This is a genomic window from Mariniflexile sp. (genome assembly GCF_052728615.1).
The window spans coordinates 16,960-36,369 of record NZ_JBFVFE010000013.1 but is presented as its reverse complement, the minus strand read 5'-3'; the positions used below and the strand labels follow the sequence as shown (position 1 = coordinate 36,369).

The 19,410-nt window shown below is 35.4% G+C and carries 14 protein-coding genes; 5 read left to right on the top strand and 9 right to left on the bottom strand.

Features of this window, described 5'->3' with window-relative positions:
* Positions 1-84: 84 nt before the first annotated feature.
* Both lpxB and ACU1LP_RS07245 read left to right on the top strand, forming a co-directional pair.
* Positions 85-1,200 carry a lipid-A-disaccharide synthase gene (lpxB, locus tag ACU1LP_RS07250; protein WP_445731761.1) on the top strand — a complete coding sequence of 372 codons (1,116 nt, stop codon included), beginning with the start codon at positions 85-87 and terminating at the stop codon, positions 1,198-1,200.
* A 5-nt stretch (positions 1,201-1,205) separates the two neighbouring features.
* A complete protein-coding gene (locus tag ACU1LP_RS07245; RefSeq protein ID WP_445731760.1) occupies positions 1,206-1,787 on the top strand; it encodes a C40 family peptidase in 582 nt (193 codons plus the stop codon).
* Positions 1,788-1,849: 62 nt separating this feature from the next.
* On the opposite strand, the gene ACU1LP_RS07240 is transcribed toward ACU1LP_RS07245, so the two are convergent.
* Positions 1,850-3,988, bottom strand: coding sequence for a T9SS type B sorting domain-containing protein (locus ACU1LP_RS07240; protein WP_445733396.1), 2,139 nt, complete (start codon positions 3,986-3,988; stop codon positions 1,850-1,852).
* 152 nt (positions 3,989-4,140) lie between these two features.
* Between ACU1LP_RS07240 and ACU1LP_RS07235 the strand changes: the two genes are divergently transcribed.
* Positions 4,141-6,180 carry a ComEC/Rec2 family competence protein gene (locus ACU1LP_RS07235; protein WP_445733395.1) on the top strand — a complete coding sequence of 680 codons (2,040 nt, stop codon included), beginning with the start codon at positions 4,141-4,143 and terminating at the stop codon, positions 6,178-6,180.
* 53 nt (positions 6,181-6,233) lie between these two features.
* Here the strand turns inward: ACU1LP_RS07235 and ACU1LP_RS07230 are convergent, their stop codons facing one another.
* From ACU1LP_RS07230 to ACU1LP_RS07220, 3 genes are all read right to left on the bottom strand, one after another.
* Positions 6,234-6,782 (bottom strand): thioredoxin family protein, encoded by a 549-nt coding sequence (locus tag ACU1LP_RS07230; RefSeq protein WP_445733394.1) that lies wholly within the window; start codon positions 6,780-6,782, stop codon positions 6,234-6,236.
* A gap of 180 nt (positions 6,783-6,962) precedes the next feature.
* A complete protein-coding gene (locus tag ACU1LP_RS07225) occupies positions 6,963-8,774 on the bottom strand; it encodes a peptide MFS transporter (RefSeq protein WP_445731756.1) in 1,812 nt (603 codons plus the stop codon).
* A 448-nt stretch (positions 8,775-9,222) separates the two neighbouring features.
* Positions 9,223-10,947, bottom strand: coding sequence for a peptide MFS transporter (locus ACU1LP_RS07220; protein ID WP_445733393.1), 1,725 nt, complete (start codon positions 10,945-10,947; stop codon positions 9,223-9,225).
* A gap of 215 nt (positions 10,948-11,162) precedes the next feature.
* Here ACU1LP_RS07220 and ACU1LP_RS07215 point away from each other — a divergent pair, with 215 nt between their 5' ends.
* A complete protein-coding gene (locus ACU1LP_RS07215; RefSeq protein WP_445731754.1) occupies positions 11,163-12,491 on the top strand; it encodes a hydroxymethylglutaryl-CoA reductase, degradative in 1,329 nt (442 codons plus the stop codon).
* Positions 12,492-12,504: 13 nt separating this feature from the next.
* On the top strand, positions 12,505-13,425 hold the full coding sequence (locus ACU1LP_RS07210; protein ID WP_445733392.1) for a GYDIA family GHMP kinase: 921 nt from the start codon (positions 12,505-12,507) through the stop codon (positions 13,423-13,425).
* A 216-nt stretch (positions 13,426-13,641) separates the two neighbouring features.
* Here ACU1LP_RS07210 and ACU1LP_RS07205 read toward each other — a convergent pair whose 3' ends face one another.
* The 5 genes from ACU1LP_RS07205 to ACU1LP_RS07185 form a co-directional block, all read right to left on the bottom strand.
* Complete coding sequence (locus ACU1LP_RS07205) at positions 13,642-15,771, bottom strand: SurA N-terminal domain-containing protein (protein ID WP_445731752.1); 2,130 nt, start codon at positions 15,769-15,771, stop codon at positions 13,642-13,644.
* A 138-nt stretch (positions 15,772-15,909) separates the two neighbouring features.
* Positions 15,910-17,199: a hemolysin family protein gene (locus ACU1LP_RS07200; RefSeq protein WP_445733391.1), complete on the bottom strand. Its 1,290-nt coding sequence runs from the start codon at positions 17,197-17,199 to the stop codon at positions 15,910-15,912.
* Positions 17,200-17,394: a hypothetical protein gene (locus ACU1LP_RS07195; RefSeq protein WP_445731750.1), complete on the bottom strand. Its 195-nt coding sequence runs from the start codon at positions 17,392-17,394 to the stop codon at positions 17,200-17,202.
* A gap of 79 nt (positions 17,395-17,473) precedes the next feature.
* Positions 17,474-18,028, bottom strand: coding sequence for an LPS export ABC transporter periplasmic protein LptC (gene lptC, locus ACU1LP_RS07190; protein ID WP_445731749.1), 555 nt, complete (start codon positions 18,026-18,028; stop codon positions 17,474-17,476).
* Positions 18,028-19,410, bottom strand: coding sequence for a hypothetical protein (locus tag ACU1LP_RS07185; RefSeq protein ID WP_445733390.1), 1,383 nt, complete (start codon positions 19,408-19,410; stop codon positions 18,028-18,030). Before ACU1LP_RS07185 ends, lptC begins: the two co-directional genes overlap by 1 nt.

The following is a 19,410-nucleotide window of genomic DNA, read 5'->3' as shown; positions in this document are numbered from 1 at the left end:
TATTTTTATTTGAAGATAAAAGCGCAGCTTGCGAGAGGTTTTTATAAAAATAGGTCTCGACTGCGCTCGACCTGACAACGAAAAATGAAGTATTACATTATTGCAGGAGAAGCCTCGGGCGATTTACATGGCTCGAACCTTATGAAAGCATTGCAAAAAGTAGATGTACATGCCAATTTTAGGTTTTGGGGAGGCGACCTTATGCAAGCTGTTGACGGTACACTGGTAAAACACTATAAAGAACGTGCCTTTATGGGTTTTACTGAAGTGATCATGAACTTTTCCACTATATTTAAAGACATGGCTTTTTGTAAGAGCGATATCAAAGAGTTTAACCCCGATGCCATTATTTTTATTGATAATTCCGGTTTTAATCTGCGCATAGCGAAATGGGCAAAACAACAGAATTTTAGAACAAATTATTATATTTCCCCACAAGTTTGGGCATCAAGAGCTGGCAGAATAAAAGCCATAAAGCGCGATATTGATGCCATGTACGTGATATTGCCTTTTGTTGAGGCCTTTTATAAAAAGTATGATTATAAAGTGACCTTTGTGGGGCATCCATTAATTGATGCGATTTTGAGCAGAGACCAAGTGGGCGAAAAAAAATTTAGGACGGAAAACGAATTGAGCGAAAAACCAATAATAGCCTTGTTACCGGGAAGCCGGAAACAGGAAATTACAAAAATGCTTTCCGTGATGCTGAGCTTGGTGGATGATTTTCCCAACTATCAATTTGTTATTGCAGGTGCTCCAAGTCAGGAGTACCGTTTTTACGAGCCTTTTATAAAACAGAACAACGTAAAATTCATTTCCAATAAAACCTATGATTTATTGAGCGTTTCGTATGCTGCATTGGTAACTTCGGGGACTGCCACTTTAGAAACCGCCCTCTTTAAAGTGCCACAGGTGGTTTGCTATAAAGGAAGTGCTATTTCTTACCTAATCGCTAAGCGGATCATCACTTTAAAATTTATTTCGCTGGTTAATTTAATTATGGATAAAGAAGTAGTTACCGAGCTTATCCAAAATGATTTCAACAAAAAAAGACTTAAAAAAGAACTTGAAATAATTTTAGATGAAAAAGAACGTTCTAGAATATTCATTCAGTATTACCAATTGGAAAAGGTTTTAGGAGGTAGAGGTGCCAGCGAAAAAACAGCCCAATTAATTTATAAATCCATTAAAGCATCGTAATGTTCTTGAAAAAAATTATAACCATTCTACTTTTAACCGCCTTTTGTTTAACCAGTTGCAAATCCTCAAAAAAAATTGTGGTCAAAAAAGGGAATGCCTCTAAAACCATCATCTCAAAACGAACAACCGATAGCGAAAATTTCGATACCAATCCCAATGATTTAAACTTGGATGCTGAACCTATCAGAAAAATTTCCGGCAATTCAAAAGCAGATGATATTATAGATTATGCCAAACAGTTTAGCGGCGTAAAATATAAATTTGGTGGCGCCACCAGAGAAGGGATGGATTGTTCTGGATTGGTTTTTGAATCGTTTAGGGCGTTTGATGTGATATTGCCAAGAATATCAAGGGACATGGCGAAACGAGGCGATAAAATTTCATTGAAAGAAACACAAACAGGCGATTTATTGTTTTTTAAAACCAGAAACCGACGAAACGACATCAATCACGTGGGCTTGGTGGTAGACATTGAGGATAACGCCATTCTGTTTATCCATGCCACCACAAGTCAAGGAGTTATCATTTCTTCGTTAAACGAATCATATTGGAAAGATGCTTTTGAAGAAGTGAGGAAGGTTTTATAATACCGCATAAATGGATACAATGGTTTGATTGACGCTATCGATACGCTCAAGCTGACAACTCATTATCGTTTTAAAGTAAAGTGCGATACAAATGTTTTTGGTTCTTGTGTATTAATATCGCTGTATTCCAATTTAAACCAATAATCGTTCGTAGGCATTTTGTTTCCCGAACTGGTGCCGTCCCATCCCTCTCCAGAAGTCTCAATTTGTTTTAATAATTTACCATAACGATCGAAGATTGAAATACTTGCATTTTGTTGCTTCAACGCAAAAACATTCCATGTTTCATTAAAACCGTCGCCATTCGGTGTGAAAAAAGCGGGATATCCAATTACGAGCACCGTAGCATAATTTTCCCCACAGCCCTGTTTATCCCTTGCGCCAACACGATGCTCTCCAGCACTTAAATTAATGAACTCAGTTCCATCTTGCCAAATACCGTTATCGATGTTGTATTCATATTCCCCTAAACCTTCTGCCAAAACGTGGACGATTTGATTTCTGGCAAAATTTTCAGACACACTTTCGGCCTTTACGATTGGGGGTTCTCCAATATATATTTTTGTAGCTTGCGAAACGGAACAATTAGAAATCTTATTTATAACAGTCACCTCATAAATACCTGGAATTTCTGCGGTTATACTGGAGTTGGTTTCATTTGATAAAACAGCATCATCCCGTTTCCATTCAAAATTATACTCGGTTACTGAAATGTTGGTTGCTATTACTGGGAACCCATCTATTATGATGCCTTTTTCATCCAGACAAGCAATATAAATATCATTTAGATTTAAAGTCGGCAATGCATCTATTACGGAAACGACGCCAATTTCAATAGCTATAAAATTACTTTCAACACAATCTGATTCAGATAACATCTTTATTTTATAGGATTCGCTTGGCGGTAAATCATCTGGCAAAACCACATTTACCAAACCGTTGGAATCGGTTACAATAGTTCCTATTTCTTTAGAGTTGGCAAAGCTTCCAGATGCATCACTTAATACTACTGTAAAATTTTTAGGCGTATTAAAATTTTTATTTAATGTGAAATCTAAATCAAAACTGGCACCTTTACAATAAGATAATTTAGGCACAGGTTCCACCAACTCAATTTTTTTCAGGGAGCTTTCATAAACCGTGGTAAAAATATTGCCACCACTTGAATAAACCACTACAATATCATCCGTTATCGGGTTTCTACTAATACTATGGGTTTCGCCTTTGGCAACCACAATGGTTGTTTCAAAATATTGCCCTTGACTAAAGCTGATGTTGATCATTAGCTCGTTGTTTTCATTTTTATAGCCATCTATCAATGTGCCTTCTGCGTCTGCATAAAGCACCCGTGCCTCTAAACCTGTAGAAAGCAAACCTAATTCAATGGCGCTGGTATCACCTGTATTGGCATCTATTTTAAACCCTTTACTTCCGGGGAAGGGCGCACCATTGCCACCAACAAAAACAAACGTTCCACAAGGCCCATCACTCATCGAATAACTGGAATAATACACCCTCCCTGGAGGGATCAGTTTTATAATCCTTAAACGCTTAACTTCTTCATCAATCCTATACATATAAAGTTCAGGGTCATCGGCGAGCAAAAATGCACGTCCTGTTTTATCAATTAAAATGTCTGCGTACACAAATATATGTCTTGTTTCAATTTGGGTAAAGTCGCCCAGACCACCATTTAAATTGAAATAAACAAATTCGCCTTCCTTGGTAACAATATAAAGCCGTTCTCCAACACTGGCCATATGAACAGTTAACGGAATGGAAGCGTCTAATCCTCGATCTCTTGGCACACTGGATTTTCCAATAGCTTTTGGTGTACTAAAGCTCAATCCGCCATCGATACTTGATGACAACAAAACTACATTCGCCACATAATCGACCCATGCAACAAAAACGGTCCCAGCATCATTTACTATAATTTCCGGGACCACCAAACCGCCATCACTAACTCGAACATTGGGCAAATAACTCTGGCCATTATCCACACTTTTCGCCACCCAAATGCCTGTTTTGTTTTTAAAGACTATGTATATAAAACCATTTTTATCGATATCAATATTTCTGGTGGTGCTGGCAGTGCCCATAATGTTTTGGACCAAAACATCATCATTAACTTTAACATTGGGGTATTTGGGCGTTTGGGCGTTCACATTACTATGCGACACGAGAAAAAAAAGAAGCAAATAACTATATTTTCTAAATAAGTTTAAATGAACCACAAACAGCTGTAGAATTTTTACATAAATTTAAAACAAATATTTTAAAAAAAAATTAATATGATTTTCGATTTATAAAATCAGAGTTGTTGTGCCATGAAAAATCATAAATCGGTATTATGAAACTACTCAATTTCACCATCATCAAATTGACTTTTTGCCTCATAATAGGCATCCTAATTGGGTATTTCTATAATGTATCTTTAAATACAAGTTTGTATGCAACGGGCTTGTGTCTCGTTTTGTTAAGTATCTCATATCTCTTTGCAAGAAAGCAATTCATAAAAACCATTTGGTTTGGTGCTTTAACCTTTATTACCATGGTTTTGGTTGGCATTTTGGTAACCAATCTTCATAACGAAAAAAACAATCCCAAACATTACACCCATCAACTTTCAAAAGAAAAAGATTCGATAAAAACCATCACTTTTAGGATTCGCGAAGTTTTAAAACCAGGTGATTATTATGAAAAATATGTGATTGATTTATTGGAAATTGACCATGTAAACATCCTGGGAAAATCGTTATTGAACATACAAAAAGCCCCATTGCAAACGATTTTAAAAGTGGATGACATTTACATTGTTAAAACAGGCTTTAAAGATTTAATCCATCCGCTAAACCCCAATCAATTTGATTATAAAACCTATTTAGAAAAAAAATATATTTACCATCAAATATTTACCCCAAAGCAATCACTTTTTAAAGTTGATTCCCAGCACACAACCCTCTTTGGAACAGCCGATAACATTAGAAACCACATTAACCAAAAACTAAAACTATATCATTTCAAACCTGATGAACTGGCTATTATAAACGCCCTTTTATTGGGGCAACGGCAGGATATTAGCGAGGAAGTTTACACCAGTTATACCCATGCCGGGGCGATTCATATTTTAGCGATTTCCGGGTTGCACATTGGTATTATATTATTGCTTTTACAATATATTTTAAAACCCATAGAGCGCATTAAACAGGGCATCCTTATAAAAACTGTTGTGCTTGTAACGATTTTGTGGAGTTTTGCCATTATTGCAGGTCTTTCAGCTTCGGTAACCAGAGCCGTAACCATGTTTAGCATTGTTGCCATTGCCATGAATTTAAAAAGGCCCACCAATATTTATAACACCCTTGCTATATCCATGTTTGCTATACTGCTTTTTAAACCCCTGTTTTTGTTTGATGTGGGGTTTCAATTAAGTTATTTGGCGGTTTTTGCCATTGTCGCCATCGATCCATTGTTATATAAATTATGGCACCCCAAATATTGGCTGCCCGATAAATTATGGCATACACTTACAGTTACCGTGTCGGCGCAATTTGGTATTATTCCACTTAGCCTGTATTATTTTCATCAGTTTCCAGGTTTATTTTTTCTGTCGAATTTGGTTATCATACCACTTTTGGGCATTATTCTAGGCTATGGAATATTCCTGATCTTGCTGGCAATATTGAATATTCTTCCTCAATTTATAGCAACTATTTACGGATATATTATCAGTTTCATGAATCTATTTATTGGGTGGATTTCAAAACAGGAATCATTTCTATTTAAGGATATTCCGTTTAACTTGTTATATGTTTTGGTTTCATACATTTTTATAATGGCGCTTATTCATCTTTATATAAAACGGAATCATGCTGCTTTAAAATTATTTTTAATCGCCATTGTAGTTGGGCAGTTCGCTATTATTTACACGGCTTATAAAAAACCTGAAAACGAATTTATTGTGTTCCATAAAAGCAGGCATTCCCTTTTGGGAAACACTTCCAATAATAAAATTACCGTAGCATCAGATTTTGATAGCATTACTGAAGCAAAAAATAAAATCATTAAAGATTACACTGTTGGGAATCATATTAAAACCATTGAAAAAGGCTCTCTTCAATCGGTTTATTTGCTTAACAATAAAAAGATATTGGTGATTGATAGTTTGGGCATATACAACATAAAATCGTTCGAACCCGATTATGTTTTATTGCGGCAATCGCCAAAAATAAATTTGAATAGATTGATAGATTCCATAAAACCAAAATACATCATTGCCGATGGCAGTAATTATAAATCGTATATGGAACATTGGGCAACCATTTGTAAAAAACGAAAACTCCCTTTTTACCAAACCAGTAAAAAAGGAGCTTTTGTTATTAAGTATTGATTTTAAATTATTTAGGTTTCGACTGCGATCAACCTGACAATTTTAAGTTTTATTTAACCCTTAAACTTAGGTTTAAAAGCCGTATAATAGGTATTGAACTTTTCTTGGGTATCTAAACCGGTATGTTCATTTGCCTTAAACATTTTTAAATACAATTCCAATTGCGGAGGTGTCTGATAACCTGTTATGGGCGCAATTACATCTCCTTTTTCATCCATAAAAACAATGGTTGGATATGCTTGGATTTGTAAGAACTGGGACAATTCGTGCGATGAATTACGTCTGCTTGCCATTTCTGGGTTATAACTAGGGTTTGAAAATGTTTTCCCTTTGTAATTGATTTTTTCATTCCCTTCGGCATTAAACTTTACCGCGTAATAATTGGCATTCACATAGTTTGCCACATCTGGGTTTTGGAACGTGTTTTTATCCAACATTTTACAAGGCCCGCACCAATTGGTATAAACATCCATCATAATTTTTTTGGGGTTCTTCTTTTGAAGTTCTATCGCCTTTTCAAGCGTTACCCAATTGATTTCTTGTGCAAAACTGTTAACCGAGGTTATAACAGCTATAGCTAATATAAAAACTACTTTCTTCATCCATATAAATTTTAACCAACATTTTAATTTATATATATTTATGTTGGTCTGCGTTAATCCATTTTTGTGAAATGCCCATTATGGGCCTTCATGATCCAGTATGTTGCAAAACTGGTGCCGAACTTACAAAAAATGTTACAAACAATGAATATTTTGAATTTTTTTTAACTTTATTTTAGATTAACGGATACCGTGCATGAGTTTTTTAATAACGGGTTGAAAAATTATTGAAACGACACCAAGTGAAACTGAAACTATTGTTAACATCCAAAAGAAATAACTAATCCCATTTTCATTGGCAATCCTATCGACGTTTTCACCAAACATTCCTGCCAATTTCATGCCAATAGCGATTGCTAAATTCCAAACACCAAACATAAAAGCTATCATTCTTGCTGGAACCAATTTGCTTACATACGACAAACCTACAGGAGACACACATAATTCTCCTAATGTGTGAAATAGATAAACCAATACCAACCATATTATACTTACTGACGCTGTTTTGGCACCATTTTCTATGCCACTAGATCCAAAAGCGACACAAGCCATGCCCAGGCCCAATAAAAACATCCCCATTCCGTATTTAACATTTGCAGAAGGATTGTATTTGCTTTCCCATATTTTAGAAAATAATGGTGCAAATATTATAATAAATAAAGAATTCAAAACACCAAACCACGAAGCAGGCACCTCTGTTAATGGCGTGGTGGTCTTATCAAATTTTAGAGATTCTAAGGTGCTATCCGATAATTCTAAATACCCCGCTCCATAAAAATCCCTTAAAAGCATCCAAATAGTAATAATCCAAACAATTACAAAACTTACAGATAGAACAATATTTGATAATCCATATTTTTTAAAGGTTTGCTTAAACAATATAAACATGACCCAATTAATAATCACTAATGGAATTATTGCCATTAACGAATTTACTATCAAGTAAATCAATCCTGCATTACCAGTTAAAACCCTATTTGTATAATCTTTTGCAAAAATTGTTAATGTTCCTGGAGATTGCTCAAAAACAGCCCAAAAGAAGATGGTAAGAAAAGCAAAAAAAGTAACCGCAATAAGTTTTTGTTTGGTTATTTGAGAATACTGGGTTAAGCGATACCCCAATAAAAACAGAAATAAAATTAAAGCCAAAATAATCATGAAATTATTTCCATCCAATCCAAAAACCTGAAAATCAAAAAGGTTAAAAGTTCCTTCCGTTATTTTTGATGCAGGCGAATTAATCAACCATAACAAACCAATACCTCCACTTAAAGCTATCAAAACCAATTGCCATGAAGTAAATGGATTCCTTTTATCAATGTCTTCTTTTTCTTGTAATGCTTTTGACGCTTCAGTAGGCTTTAATCCAATATCACCAAAAATATCTTGTGCTAACCAAAATTGCAACAATCCAAATAACATAAAAATACCTGCTAATCCAAAACCAATACTCCAACCTACTTTTTCTCCTAAATATCCACAAAGTAAAATTCCTAAAAAAGCACCGGCATTTACACCCATATAAAATATAGTGTAGGCACCATCCTTTTTCTGTTGTCTATGCTTATACATTTCAGAAATTATAGAGGTCATATTTGGTTTAAAAAAACCACTGCCAAAAACCAGAAGTGTTAATCCCAAATAAATAAAAAATGAAGATTCCATTGCCATAGAGGCATGGCCTAGCGTCATTAATAAAGCTCCTATTACAACTGCCCATCTGTATCCAAGTATTTTATCAGCAAAATACCCACCAAGTAAAGTAGATAAATAAACCAATCCTGTATAAGTGCCAAACAACGCCATGGCGTATTCCCTAGGCCAGCCCCAACCCTCATCAAGTAACGATGATGTTAAAAACAACACCAATAATGCACGCATTCCATAATAGGAGAAACGCTCCCACATTTCGGTAAAAAATAATACGAATAATCCTGATGGATGGCCTAAAACTGTACTTTTGAAAAATTGGTCGGTTGAATTTTCACTCATGTTTTATAGTTTAAATTGTAATATTAAAAATCAGTTTAGTACATGACAAAAAAAGATATTTCATTAAAAAAATTATTTAAGTCGACCCCTCCGCCTATCGGCATACCGAAATTAATTCGGCACACGCTCTCCCCTTGAAAAAGGGGGAGGAATTATTTAAGGAGTTTTTTTTTAATAATTTGATGTTAATAAATTTTTGTCATGTACTTAAAAAAATCCGTATTGTCCGGTTAAAAATCATATTATGTCCCTACGGGACATTTGTTTGGTCGCGATCTCCTGATTACCAGTATTTTGCCCCACTGGGGCAGTATGCCGTTAGGCATTAAATATAGGTAAATAAACAGAACCCCCTTCAAAGTCCAGTCCCGTAGGAACTACATATAATATGGGGTTTTTCAGAGTTAGACATAACTTTTATCGGACAAAAATGATTAAAAAAATAATTTTAGTTATCCGCTAATTCAAAACCTTCGGTTTCGTCATTATGCATCATACGCTCGTTATCTTCAGCACCATGCGTTAATCGCTTTAACGGTTTAAGGAGTAAAATTACCAATAACCCAAAAATTACAGTAAAAATAGTGATTCCAGAAAAAATGGCATATTCACCAAATTCAGAAGCCTTTTCGCCTAAAACACCAGCTACTTTATTGCCCAAACCAGTTGCGGCAAAATACACACCCATCATTAACGACGCATATTTTACGGGAGCCAATTTAGTAATAAAGGAAAGTGCTACTGGAGAAGAACATAATTCACCAATGGTATGGAACAAATAGGCTAAAACCAACCAATACATTGCTGAACTTCCGTTAGTATTATATTCAGAAGCAGCAAAAATCATGAAGACAAATCCCAATCCCATTATCATGGTTCCAACTGCCATTTTAAATAAAGAGGAAGTTTCTTTTCCTTTTAATTTTCTATCCGCCCAAAATCCCGCTACCGTTACTGCAAATATGATTATAAACCCAGCGTTTAAAGATTGAAACCAAGTTGCAGGGATTTCAAAAGGATTAGAAACAAACATAAATTTCTTTAAGAAGAAAAACAAAACAGAGACTAAAATTGCACCTATGATCCAAAACAAATAATATTCCTTCTTTTTGATTTTTTCATAAATGCCTTTTAAAAATAAAATGCCTATAACTATATAAAAGAAAATATCTATGCTAAATAAAGAGGTAAACCTATCTGTTTTTGTTTTTGTATAAATGCTCATTAAGCCTCCAGCTTGCTCAAAAGCACCCCAAAAAACAATAACGATCAAAAAAGAAAGCAATAATACCAAATACCGGTCTTTGGAAACTTGAGATTCTAAATTTTTATAAATCATCATCATAATTCCCGCAACCAGTACAATGAAAATATATAATGCGGTATAGCCCCAACTATCAACTCCTTCATACGTATATCCGGCATAAATTGAATAAGCCATTATTAAGCCAACAATACCAAGATTAATAGGAGATTTTAACAAATCAGAAAACAACTTCCCTATCGATACATTATTGTTCCTATCTTCCTCTGTAGGTTTATTACCAACTTTAACCAAAAACTTTTGTCCATATAAATAAACTACCAAACCAAACAACATAGCAATACCTGCAAGTCCAAAACCGTAGTGCCAACCTATCTTTTCACCCACATAGCCAACAATGAAAGTTGCTAACAAAGACCCTAAATTAATTCCAATATAAAAAATACTAAAGCCTTTATCTCTTCTTATATCACCTTGTTTATATAAACCTCCTACCATAGTGGATATATTAGGTTTTAACAATCCAACACCAAGTATAATTAGTATTAAACCTGTGTAAAACGCCCACATTTCATCAAATGCCAAAATACCATGGCCAGCCACCAAAGTTAGTGCTCCATACAGAACAGCTTTTTTCTGGCCTAAAACTTTATCGGCAATCATGCCCCCGGGAATGGACATAACATAAACCAGCATCGTGTACCAACCGTATAACATAATGGACTCTGAATTTAGCCAGCCTAAACCAGGATTTTCTGCGGTAGTTTTTTCAACTAGATAAAGTGTTAAAAGTGCGCGCATTCCATAATATGAAAAACGCTCCCACATTTCTGTAAAAAATAAAACGTATAACCCAATTGGATGTCCAAATAATTCTTTTTGATGTGGTTTTAATGTAGAGTTTACCATAAATTTATAGTCATTGAACGCTACTAAAATTGATGGATGTAACTTTTGAGCATTAATACAATCTTGCTAATTCCAATCAATCGTTGCGGTTTTATTAAAAGTTTCCAAGTTTACTAAAAATTCTTTAAAAAACCCTTAAAATTTACAATTAAATGTAGTTCGGTTTATATAAAATCAAGATATAGTATCTTTGTGTTTTAAAACATCGAAAATTAATGTGTGCTTCTATTTCTGGCTTTTCCAAATTATCAAAATCCAAAAAAATTGATTGGATCGTTGAAACCTACTTTTTCAATGCCAAAGAAACCAAAAATATTTTAAAACAATACTGGAACACCAACGAAAAACTCCAACAATTGCACGACGAGTTTATTGAAAATACCATTACCAATTATTACTTGCCTTTAGGTGTTGCCCCCAATTTTTTAATAAACGGAAAATTCCACACCATACCCATGGCCATTGAGGAAAGTTCGGTAGTAGCGGCAGCCAGTAATGCCGCAAAATTTTGGATGGACAGGGGCGGATTTAAAACCAAAGTGATCGCTACCACTAAAATTGGGCAAGTGCATTTTATGTACCAGGGAAATAAGGAAACCCTAAACCAATTTTTCAAACACATAAAGCAACAGCTTATTGATGATGCGAAACCCATTACCAAAAACATGGAAAAACGGGGTGGTGGCATTTTGGATATTGAATTACGCGATAAAACCCAAGATATAAAAGGCTACTACCAACTGCATGCATCGTTTGAAACATTGGATGCCATGGGCGCCAATTTTATAAACTCCTGCTTAGAGCAATTTGCAAAAACGTTTAAAACCCAAGCGTTGGCTTTTGATGGGTTTTCAGAAGAAGAAAAAAACATTCAAATAGTGATGAGCATCCTTTCCAACTACGTGCCAGATTGTTTGGTGCGCGCCGAAGTAAGTTGCAAGGTTGAAGCATTACATGAAGATATAACTATTACGGCAGAAGAATTTGCAGCCAAATTTATTCAAGCAGTCCATATTGCCGAAGTGGAACCTTACAGAGCCGTTACCCACAACAAAGGTATTATGAACGGTATTGACGCCGTGGTTTTAGCAACGGGCAACGACTTTAGGGCTGTTGAAGCGGGCGTTCATGCCTATGCCTCACGAAACGGAAGATACAGCAGCTTATCGCACGCCAAAGTTGAAAACGATGTATTTACCTTTTGGATGGAAATTCCGTTGGCATTGGGCACTGTTGGCGGTTTAACAGGATTGCATCCCTTGGTAAAATTATCGTTGGAATTACTTCAAAATCCAACCGCAAAAGAGTTGATGCAAATTGTGGCTGTGGCAGGTTTGGCGCAAAATTTTGCTGCTTTGCGCTCGCTGACCACCACTGGCATCCAACAAGGGCACATGAAAATGCATTTGATGAATATTTTAAATCAGTTTGAAGCCAATGACGCCGAAAAGCTAACCTTGATAGAATATTTTAAAACGAATGTGGCAACACATAGTGCCGTTGTTGAAGCTATTGAAAATTTACGATTGAAGATTAACGATTAACGATTTTTGAACTTTGAACCTGAAACCTGAAACCCATTACAGCAACGGAAAGCTTTTATTTACAGGTGAATATGTGGTGCTTGATGGTGCTTTATCATTGGCGTTACCAACAAAATTTGGGCAATCGTTAGAAATTGAAATTCTAAATGAGCCTAAAATAATTTGGGAAAGTTTTGATGAAAATGGGGATTGTTGGTTTAATGATGCGTTTTCTATTGATGAGATTGCTTCGGGTTTTTCAAACCCTCGCAATGACGTTTCAAAAAGAATCATTCAAGTTTTGAATGTTGCACAAGCAATGAATCCAGATTTTCTAAGCAAAAAAAGCGGTTTTAAAATCTCAACCCATTTAACCTTTCCTAAAAACTGGGGATTGGGGACTTCTTCTACGTTAATAAATAACATTTCCCTATGGGCCAATATAAATGCTTTTGAACTATTGGATAAAACCTTTGGAGGAAGCGGTTACGATATTGCGTGTGCACAAAATAACCATCCCATAACCTATCAATTAGAAAAAGGCAAACCCCATGTTACCGAAGTATATTTCAACCCTAATTTCAAAGAACATTTGTACTTTGTTCATTTAAACAAAAAGCAAAACAGTCGTGATGGTATTGCAAATTATAAAGCCAATAAAGGACATATAGCTTCTGCCATTTCAGAAATAAACGATTTAACTTCCAAGATGATTCATTGTGTTTCTTTAGAAGATTTTGAATTTTTAATGAAGCAACACGAATCAATTATCTCAAAAATAACCAAACAAGAACCGATTAAGAATCTTCTGTTTAACGATTTTAACGGCGCCATAAAAAGCCTCGGGGCGTGGGGTGGCGATTTTGTTTTGGTAACTTCAGAAGAAAACCCAACTGCTTATTTTAAGAACAAAGGGTTTCATACTATCGTTCCTTATACAAACATGATATTATAAATAGAAACCCGTCTTCTTCGCAGTCGAATAAATTATAATTTTTGCTTTGTGGATTTTGTGCCTTCTTCGTGCTTCTATGCTGAAAAGTTATTGCACTAAGTTTCACAAAGAAAACACAAAGCTACACGAAGAACTTACAGGATTAACTCAATTTAATATAGAAAACAAAAAATGCCCCGAAATTCGAGGCATTTTAAATTCTATAAATGGTATTTTTTACTGTATTTGATTTTTTGCTCTGTAATCTTCAATTTCAGCAGCCTCTTTTAACGCACTATAAAGTCTTGAAGTGGCTACATTTATTTTTTGTTGTTCTACTCTATTGGCAGCCGCTTGGTAATTGTCCAATTTAACCGCAGGTTCTACTTTGGTTACCTGGATCATATATACGCCATTTTCACCATCAATTAATCTTGAGGTTTGCCCGTTTTTCAATCCAAAAGCAGCTCCTACAACCAACGGCTCTCTACCTACTCCTGTAATGGTTGGGTTCTTCATATTAATAGCATCAGCGGTTCTTACCGTCGTGTTTTCAGCTTTTGCTAAAGCATCCAATGTAGTTGCCGATACTCTTTTCCTGATCATTTCTGCCTTTTTTTCTTTGCGAACAATGGGCATTACGGTAGCCTTGGCATCATCAACAGACATTAATCCTTTTTCATGTTTTGCTACCAATTGTGCAATAACATAACCATTTGGGATATTAAAACGTTTTATATCGCCTACATCGGTACCATCTTCAAATGCCCAACGGACGATGGGTCTTTGACTTCCAATGCCTGGGATGTTTTCATCCAATTCTTTCATGCCATTTACCGGACGCACCACAAAGTTCTTTTCTTTTGCTACGGCTTCAAAATCCTTTTTGCCAATGGCAATTTCAAAGTTAGAGGCATCTCTAAATATTTTATCCACAGTACCTTCAGATGGCTCTACGGGTCTCGCTATAGTGGCTACTTGTACTGCTTTATTTTTAGTTTTCTGACCTTCAATTTCTATGATATGGAATCCGAAAACGGTTTTAACAATGCCTAAATCGCCAACATTACCTTCAAATTCAAAATCATTGAATTCCGGAACCATGCTGTTGTATGGATGCCAATCGTAACGCCCTTCATTATCAACACTTCCTTTATCTGAAGAAAACGCTTTTACTAATTCCGGGAATTTAGATCGGTCTGCTTTAATGACAGCCAATAAGCTATCAGCAGTTATTTTTGCCTGTGCTTCTGTTCGGGTAACAGTAGCATCAGCACTTTGGGATCCTAAAAACGGGATTAAAATGTGTCTTACTTTTACAGAATCCGGGATTTGCTTCACGGCAATGACTTTTGAAATTTTATAATAGCCGTTATCTATATACGGGCCATAAACTTGCCCAATGTTTAGATTATAGATACTATCGGCAGCCACCGCTGGCAAACTAGATTTGAATACAAAACGCTTATCGAATTTTATATCGGAGTTTGAATTTACAAAATTTTCGTTATTGGTGGTATTCAAGAACCCAACAAGCGTTTCATCAGCTTTACTGGTTTCGTTGTATTCCACTCTATCTTTTAACAAGTCTTGTAAATTCTTCTTAATGCCGTCTTCATCTTCTACGGAAGCTACTTCATTAAACTGAACAAATTTAATATCTCTTGAAGCCTCTACTTCAAATTGTTTTTTATGTTTACTGATGTAATCGGAAACATCCGATTTGGACACTTTTACCACACTATCCGATATGGAACTATACGGTATTTGTACAAATTTAATATCCACTTTATTGCCTTCCAATTTATGCTCCAACTCACCTTCCAACAGGGTGCCCGTTAAACCCGCTTTTACCATATTATAATAGTTTTGTTGCAAAGCATTGTCGGCAATGGATTTTTCGTAATTGACCCAACTTTCATAACCTTGCGGCGAGGTTTCCTTTAGGTTCGCTATATATTCGTTCAATTTATTTTCATCGAACATACCTGCTTCGTTTAAAAACTCTGGGCTGGTTGCCAATGTTGTTTTAAGCAAGTCTCTCATTTGGTCTTTTTCAATGGAAATACCCAATTCCCCAAACTGGTTTTCCATAATGGCTTTTCTAACTTCCTGTTCCCAAACTTGGTTCATAACCTGGGAATTGGATGCATTGGGCCCTGCTTGACGTTGTGCTGCTTCTACTTTTAGCATAAAGTCTTCGCGGGTAATATCTTTTCCGTTTATTGTTGCAACAATGTTGTGCGATTTGCCCGAAAACGAATTTCCGCTTTTAAACAAATCTGCTAATACAAAAGAAAATAACGCCAATGCTATCACTATTATTAAAAAAAGTGAGCGTTGCCTGATCTTATTTAAAACTGCCATCTGAAATTATTTTATTTTAAATCCTTGCCCGGATTTTCTTGTTAAGTTGGTTGGCCCATATTGTTGACCAAATATCGAGTGCGAAAATACTATTTTCTATTTAATAATAAAAGTAGTTGGATGTTTAATTATTTATACTTAACCCTCGTCTAAAATTTTTAGTTCCACCAGGTCTATTTTAGTGTTTGAAGCTTCTAAAATGGTGAATTGGAACGTGTCAATCCTTACAACATCATTTTGTGCCGGAATCTCTTCGGTATCATCAACAATCAATCCGCCCAAAGTTTCATAATTTTCGTTTTCCGGAAGGTTCAATTTATAGGTTTCATTAATATAATCTACTTCCAATCGTGCCGAAAATGTATAGGTGGTGTTATCTATTTTTTCTTCAATCAAATCATCAGTATCATGTTCATCCTCTATTTCACCAAATAATTCCTCAACAATATCCTCAACGGTCATAATGCCCGAAGTGCCGCCATATTCATCCAACACCACGGCAATACTCTTTCTTTTTTTAATAAGCAAACTAAGCACATCCTTTACAAAAACGGTTTCGGGCACAAACTCCACCGGAAGCATCATCGCCTTGATGTTTTTTGGCTTTTTAAATAACTCGAAAGAGTGCACATAACCCAAAATATCATCGATGGTTTCTTTATAGACCAAAATTTTGGTAAAGCCTGTTTGGGTAAATAAGGTGTTGAGCGATTTTATGGAATCGTTAATTTCAACAGCGGTGATTTCGGTACGGGGCACCATAACCTCTCGGGCTTTTACTTCGGAAAATTCCAAGGCATTTTGAAAAATCTGTATTTCAGAATCTACATTATCATGCGCTTCAACCGATTCCATTTGCTCACTTATGTAATTGCCCAATTCCACTTTAGTGAATGCCAGTTGAATTTGGTCGCCCTGGGTTTTAAAAAGGTGCTTCAAAACAAAATCTGAGATCCAGATAACAAAATCTGAAATAAAAGTAAACAGCACATAAAACCCGTAAGCAGGAATGGCAAATGCCTTTATAAAAGTGTTGGAATATATTTGGAAAAATACTTTTGGTAAAAACTCGGCAGTAATTAAAATAAGTAACGTAGATATAATGGTTTGGGTCAATAAACTAAAATCGGTAAACAATAAGTCTAAAAAAGCGTATGAGGTTGGCACCATATCTTTAAACCATTCCACCAACAAATCGCCCATAAAAAACCCATAAACAACCAACGCGATATTATTGCCTATTAACATGGTGGCAATAAATTTTGAAGGTTTTGCGGTAAGTTTGGTCAATACTTTAGAAAGGATGCCTTCTTGTTTTTTCTCTATTTCTATATGGATTTTGTTTGAAGACACATAGGCAATCTCCATACCCGAAAAAAAAGCCGACAGTATTAATGATACTATAATGATAATAACATCACTACTCATTTAGTTTGAATTATCTTTGTTTTGATATTTCTTGTTAAACTTTCTTCTGAAGAAAAACATAAAAATAGCCAATGCTGCCAATCCAAATGATATGTATGCACCATTGGTGGCATGGTTCCATTTTGAAATACCGTCATAAACAAATAAAACTGCAAAAACTAAATAGGCATATTGAAAAATTTTAGAATATTTCATCTCTAGTAGTATTGATTCTGAGTGTAAAGATAATTAAAATTGAAGAAGGGTACTTTTAAAATTAAAAGGAAAGGGAAAATTAATCTTCTACGGTAACCAAACCGGTTACCTCTAGCACTTCGGCATTGGTAAATTTTGAATTAGAATCGAAACCGTTGCCATGTATAATGTCTTTTTCGCTGGTAAAGGTCACGGGTTTATTGGTAAAAAGCCATTCCTTTTGCCGGTCGTAAAACAATTGTTCAGTTTTTAAAACCCTATTATCTGCGGTTGTAATAACCACATTGCCTTGTAAATCTATAATATCTGTTTGGTCGTAAATAATGGCATAATCAGAAACCACGACACTTTTTTTGTTATCCTCGTCATAAATATCCAGGATAATGCCTTCTGGAAATTCGTTATATGGAAAATCCCTATTGGAAAAATCCAGTCTTTTGGGACTTATCAGGGTTGCGGTAACCCTGCCGGAATCGGTGTATTTTAAATTAATGTTTACAGCGATTCCAACAGGTTCATTTTCCGAAATGCCCATTTTTTGAACCTGCTTAAAACTGTCGTTACATGAAAAAAACATAGCCACCATAACGATGGTGACTATGTTTAAAATAGTATTTAAAATCACTTTTTTCATTAAAGGCTTGGTACGGTTACCGAAGCTCCAATCCAACAACTGATCGTAATGGTTTTCCCAGCCATATTTCCGCTAAAAATCTCAGCTTTAGTTGGCGCTTTCGCCAAATAACTTGCGGCCGACTGGTTGGCATTTCCAACTTGCGTAGCATCTACACGGCCAGCTTTCCTAGCTTCTTCTGCAGCTAACCAATACACCGCTCTTTTATTAAAGTTGGTATCGCCACAACTGTTGGCACTTGCTGCATACATAGCGGCAATTGACAAGTATGGTTTTCCGTTTGAAGGGTTCAATCTAAGCGACTCTCTAAAATAGCTTCTCGCTCTACCATAGTTACTTTTCGTTTTTAATTTTAGTCCTATCCTATTATTCAAATCAGCTTTTTTGTAATTATCAGTTTCTAATTTTATGGCTTCTTCGTAAAAAGAAATAGCTTCGTTGGATTTTCCTTGTTTATCTTTCAATACGCCTAAGTAGTAAGCCGATTTAGCTGTTGGACTCAACTCATGGTATGCGTTTACCATTTTAAAGAATAATGGATCTTCGGTACAGTCTTTTTCAACCATTTTTCCTGCGGCTCTTTGTAACCAAACGGCATTTTCTTTATTGGCCTCAAAGTTCTTTTCGTATAAAGGAATCAAAATATCACAATTCGCCCTGCTTCCCATTTTTTCATCAATACCAGAGGCAATTAAATCATAATTAGTTAAATAGCTTTCAAAATATGCTTTATAGCTTTCTTCTCTATTGGTCAATTCGGTTCCCGCGTCTACTTTTTCGATAAGGGCGTTCAATTTTTCAGAATAGTTTTTCACTTCATCTTCAACTTTTTCTACAATATCATCATATTTATTGAATAAATCTTCAGCAGGTTTTTCACCAGCATCAAATAAATCCACCATCAAAGAAAAATAAGTATATAAACTTTGTGGATTGGTAAATGTTTCTTTATCAGCTTTGTAAGCGGCATCGAAACATTCATATAACTCTTTGTTGGACTTGTTCAAAACCCCCTTGTTGTCATACATCAATTGGCAAGATTGAGCAGCATATTCGCCTTTTGGAGTTTTATCAGGAAAGTGCTCTCCTCTTTCTTCCCAAAGTTTCAATAAATCATTTATTGCCGCTGCTTTATCTGCGCCAGTAGCTTTTTCAATTTTATCCTTTAAAATTTTCTCTCCATCCACATGAATGGCAATGTTGAATTTTGGGCATTTATTCCTAACATCCATCCAAGGTTGGTAGGCTGCATCATAATTTTTTGCTTTCACATACTCATGGAATATAGACAATTTTGTCATACACTCCTCATCTTGTTGCGCGTACCCAAAATTTAACCCAATAAATAATAAAGCTAGCACTAATGTAATTTTTGTTTTCAT

What these genes read in the sequence shown, in the direction of transcription:
- ACU1LP_RS07235 (WP_445733395.1), top strand. Translation starts at nt 4,141, where the DNA reads ATGAAACTACTCAATTTCACCATCATCAAATTGACTTTTTGCCTCATA.
- ACU1LP_RS07185 (WP_445733390.1), bottom strand. Translation starts at nt 19,410, where the DNA reads ATGAAAACAAAAATTACATTAGTGCTAGCTTTATTATTTATTGGGTTA.
- ACU1LP_RS07205 (WP_445731752.1), bottom strand. Translation starts at nt 15,771, where the DNA reads ATGGCAGTTTTAAATAAGATCAGGCAACGCTCACTTTTTTTAATAATA.
- ACU1LP_RS07225 (WP_445731756.1), bottom strand. Translation starts at nt 8,774, where the DNA reads ATGAGTGAAAATTCAACCGACCAATTTTTCAAAAGTACAGTTTTAGGC.
- ACU1LP_RS07230 (WP_445733394.1), bottom strand. Translation starts at nt 6,782, where the DNA reads ATGAAGAAAGTAGTTTTTATATTAGCTATAGCTGTTATAACCTCGGTT.
- ACU1LP_RS07195 (WP_445731750.1), bottom strand. Translation starts at nt 17,394, where the DNA reads ATGAAATATTCTAAAATTTTTCAATATGCCTATTTAGTTTTTGCAGTT.
- ACU1LP_RS07200 (WP_445733391.1), bottom strand. Translation starts at nt 17,199, where the DNA reads ATGAGTAGTGATGTTATTATCATTATAGTATCATTAATACTGTCGGCT.
- ACU1LP_RS07215 (WP_445731754.1), top strand. Translation starts at nt 11,163, where the DNA reads ATGTGTGCTTCTATTTCTGGCTTTTCCAAATTATCAAAATCCAAAAAA.
- lptC (WP_445731749.1), bottom strand. Translation starts at nt 18,028, where the DNA reads ATGAAAAAAGTGATTTTAAATACTATTTTAAACATAGTCACCATCGTT.
- ACU1LP_RS07220 (WP_445733393.1), bottom strand. Translation starts at nt 10,947, where the DNA reads ATGGTAAACTCTACATTAAAACCACATCAAAAAGAATTATTTGGACAT.
- lpxB (WP_445731761.1), top strand. Translation starts at nt 85, where the DNA reads ATGAAGTATTACATTATTGCAGGAGAAGCCTCGGGCGATTTACATGGC.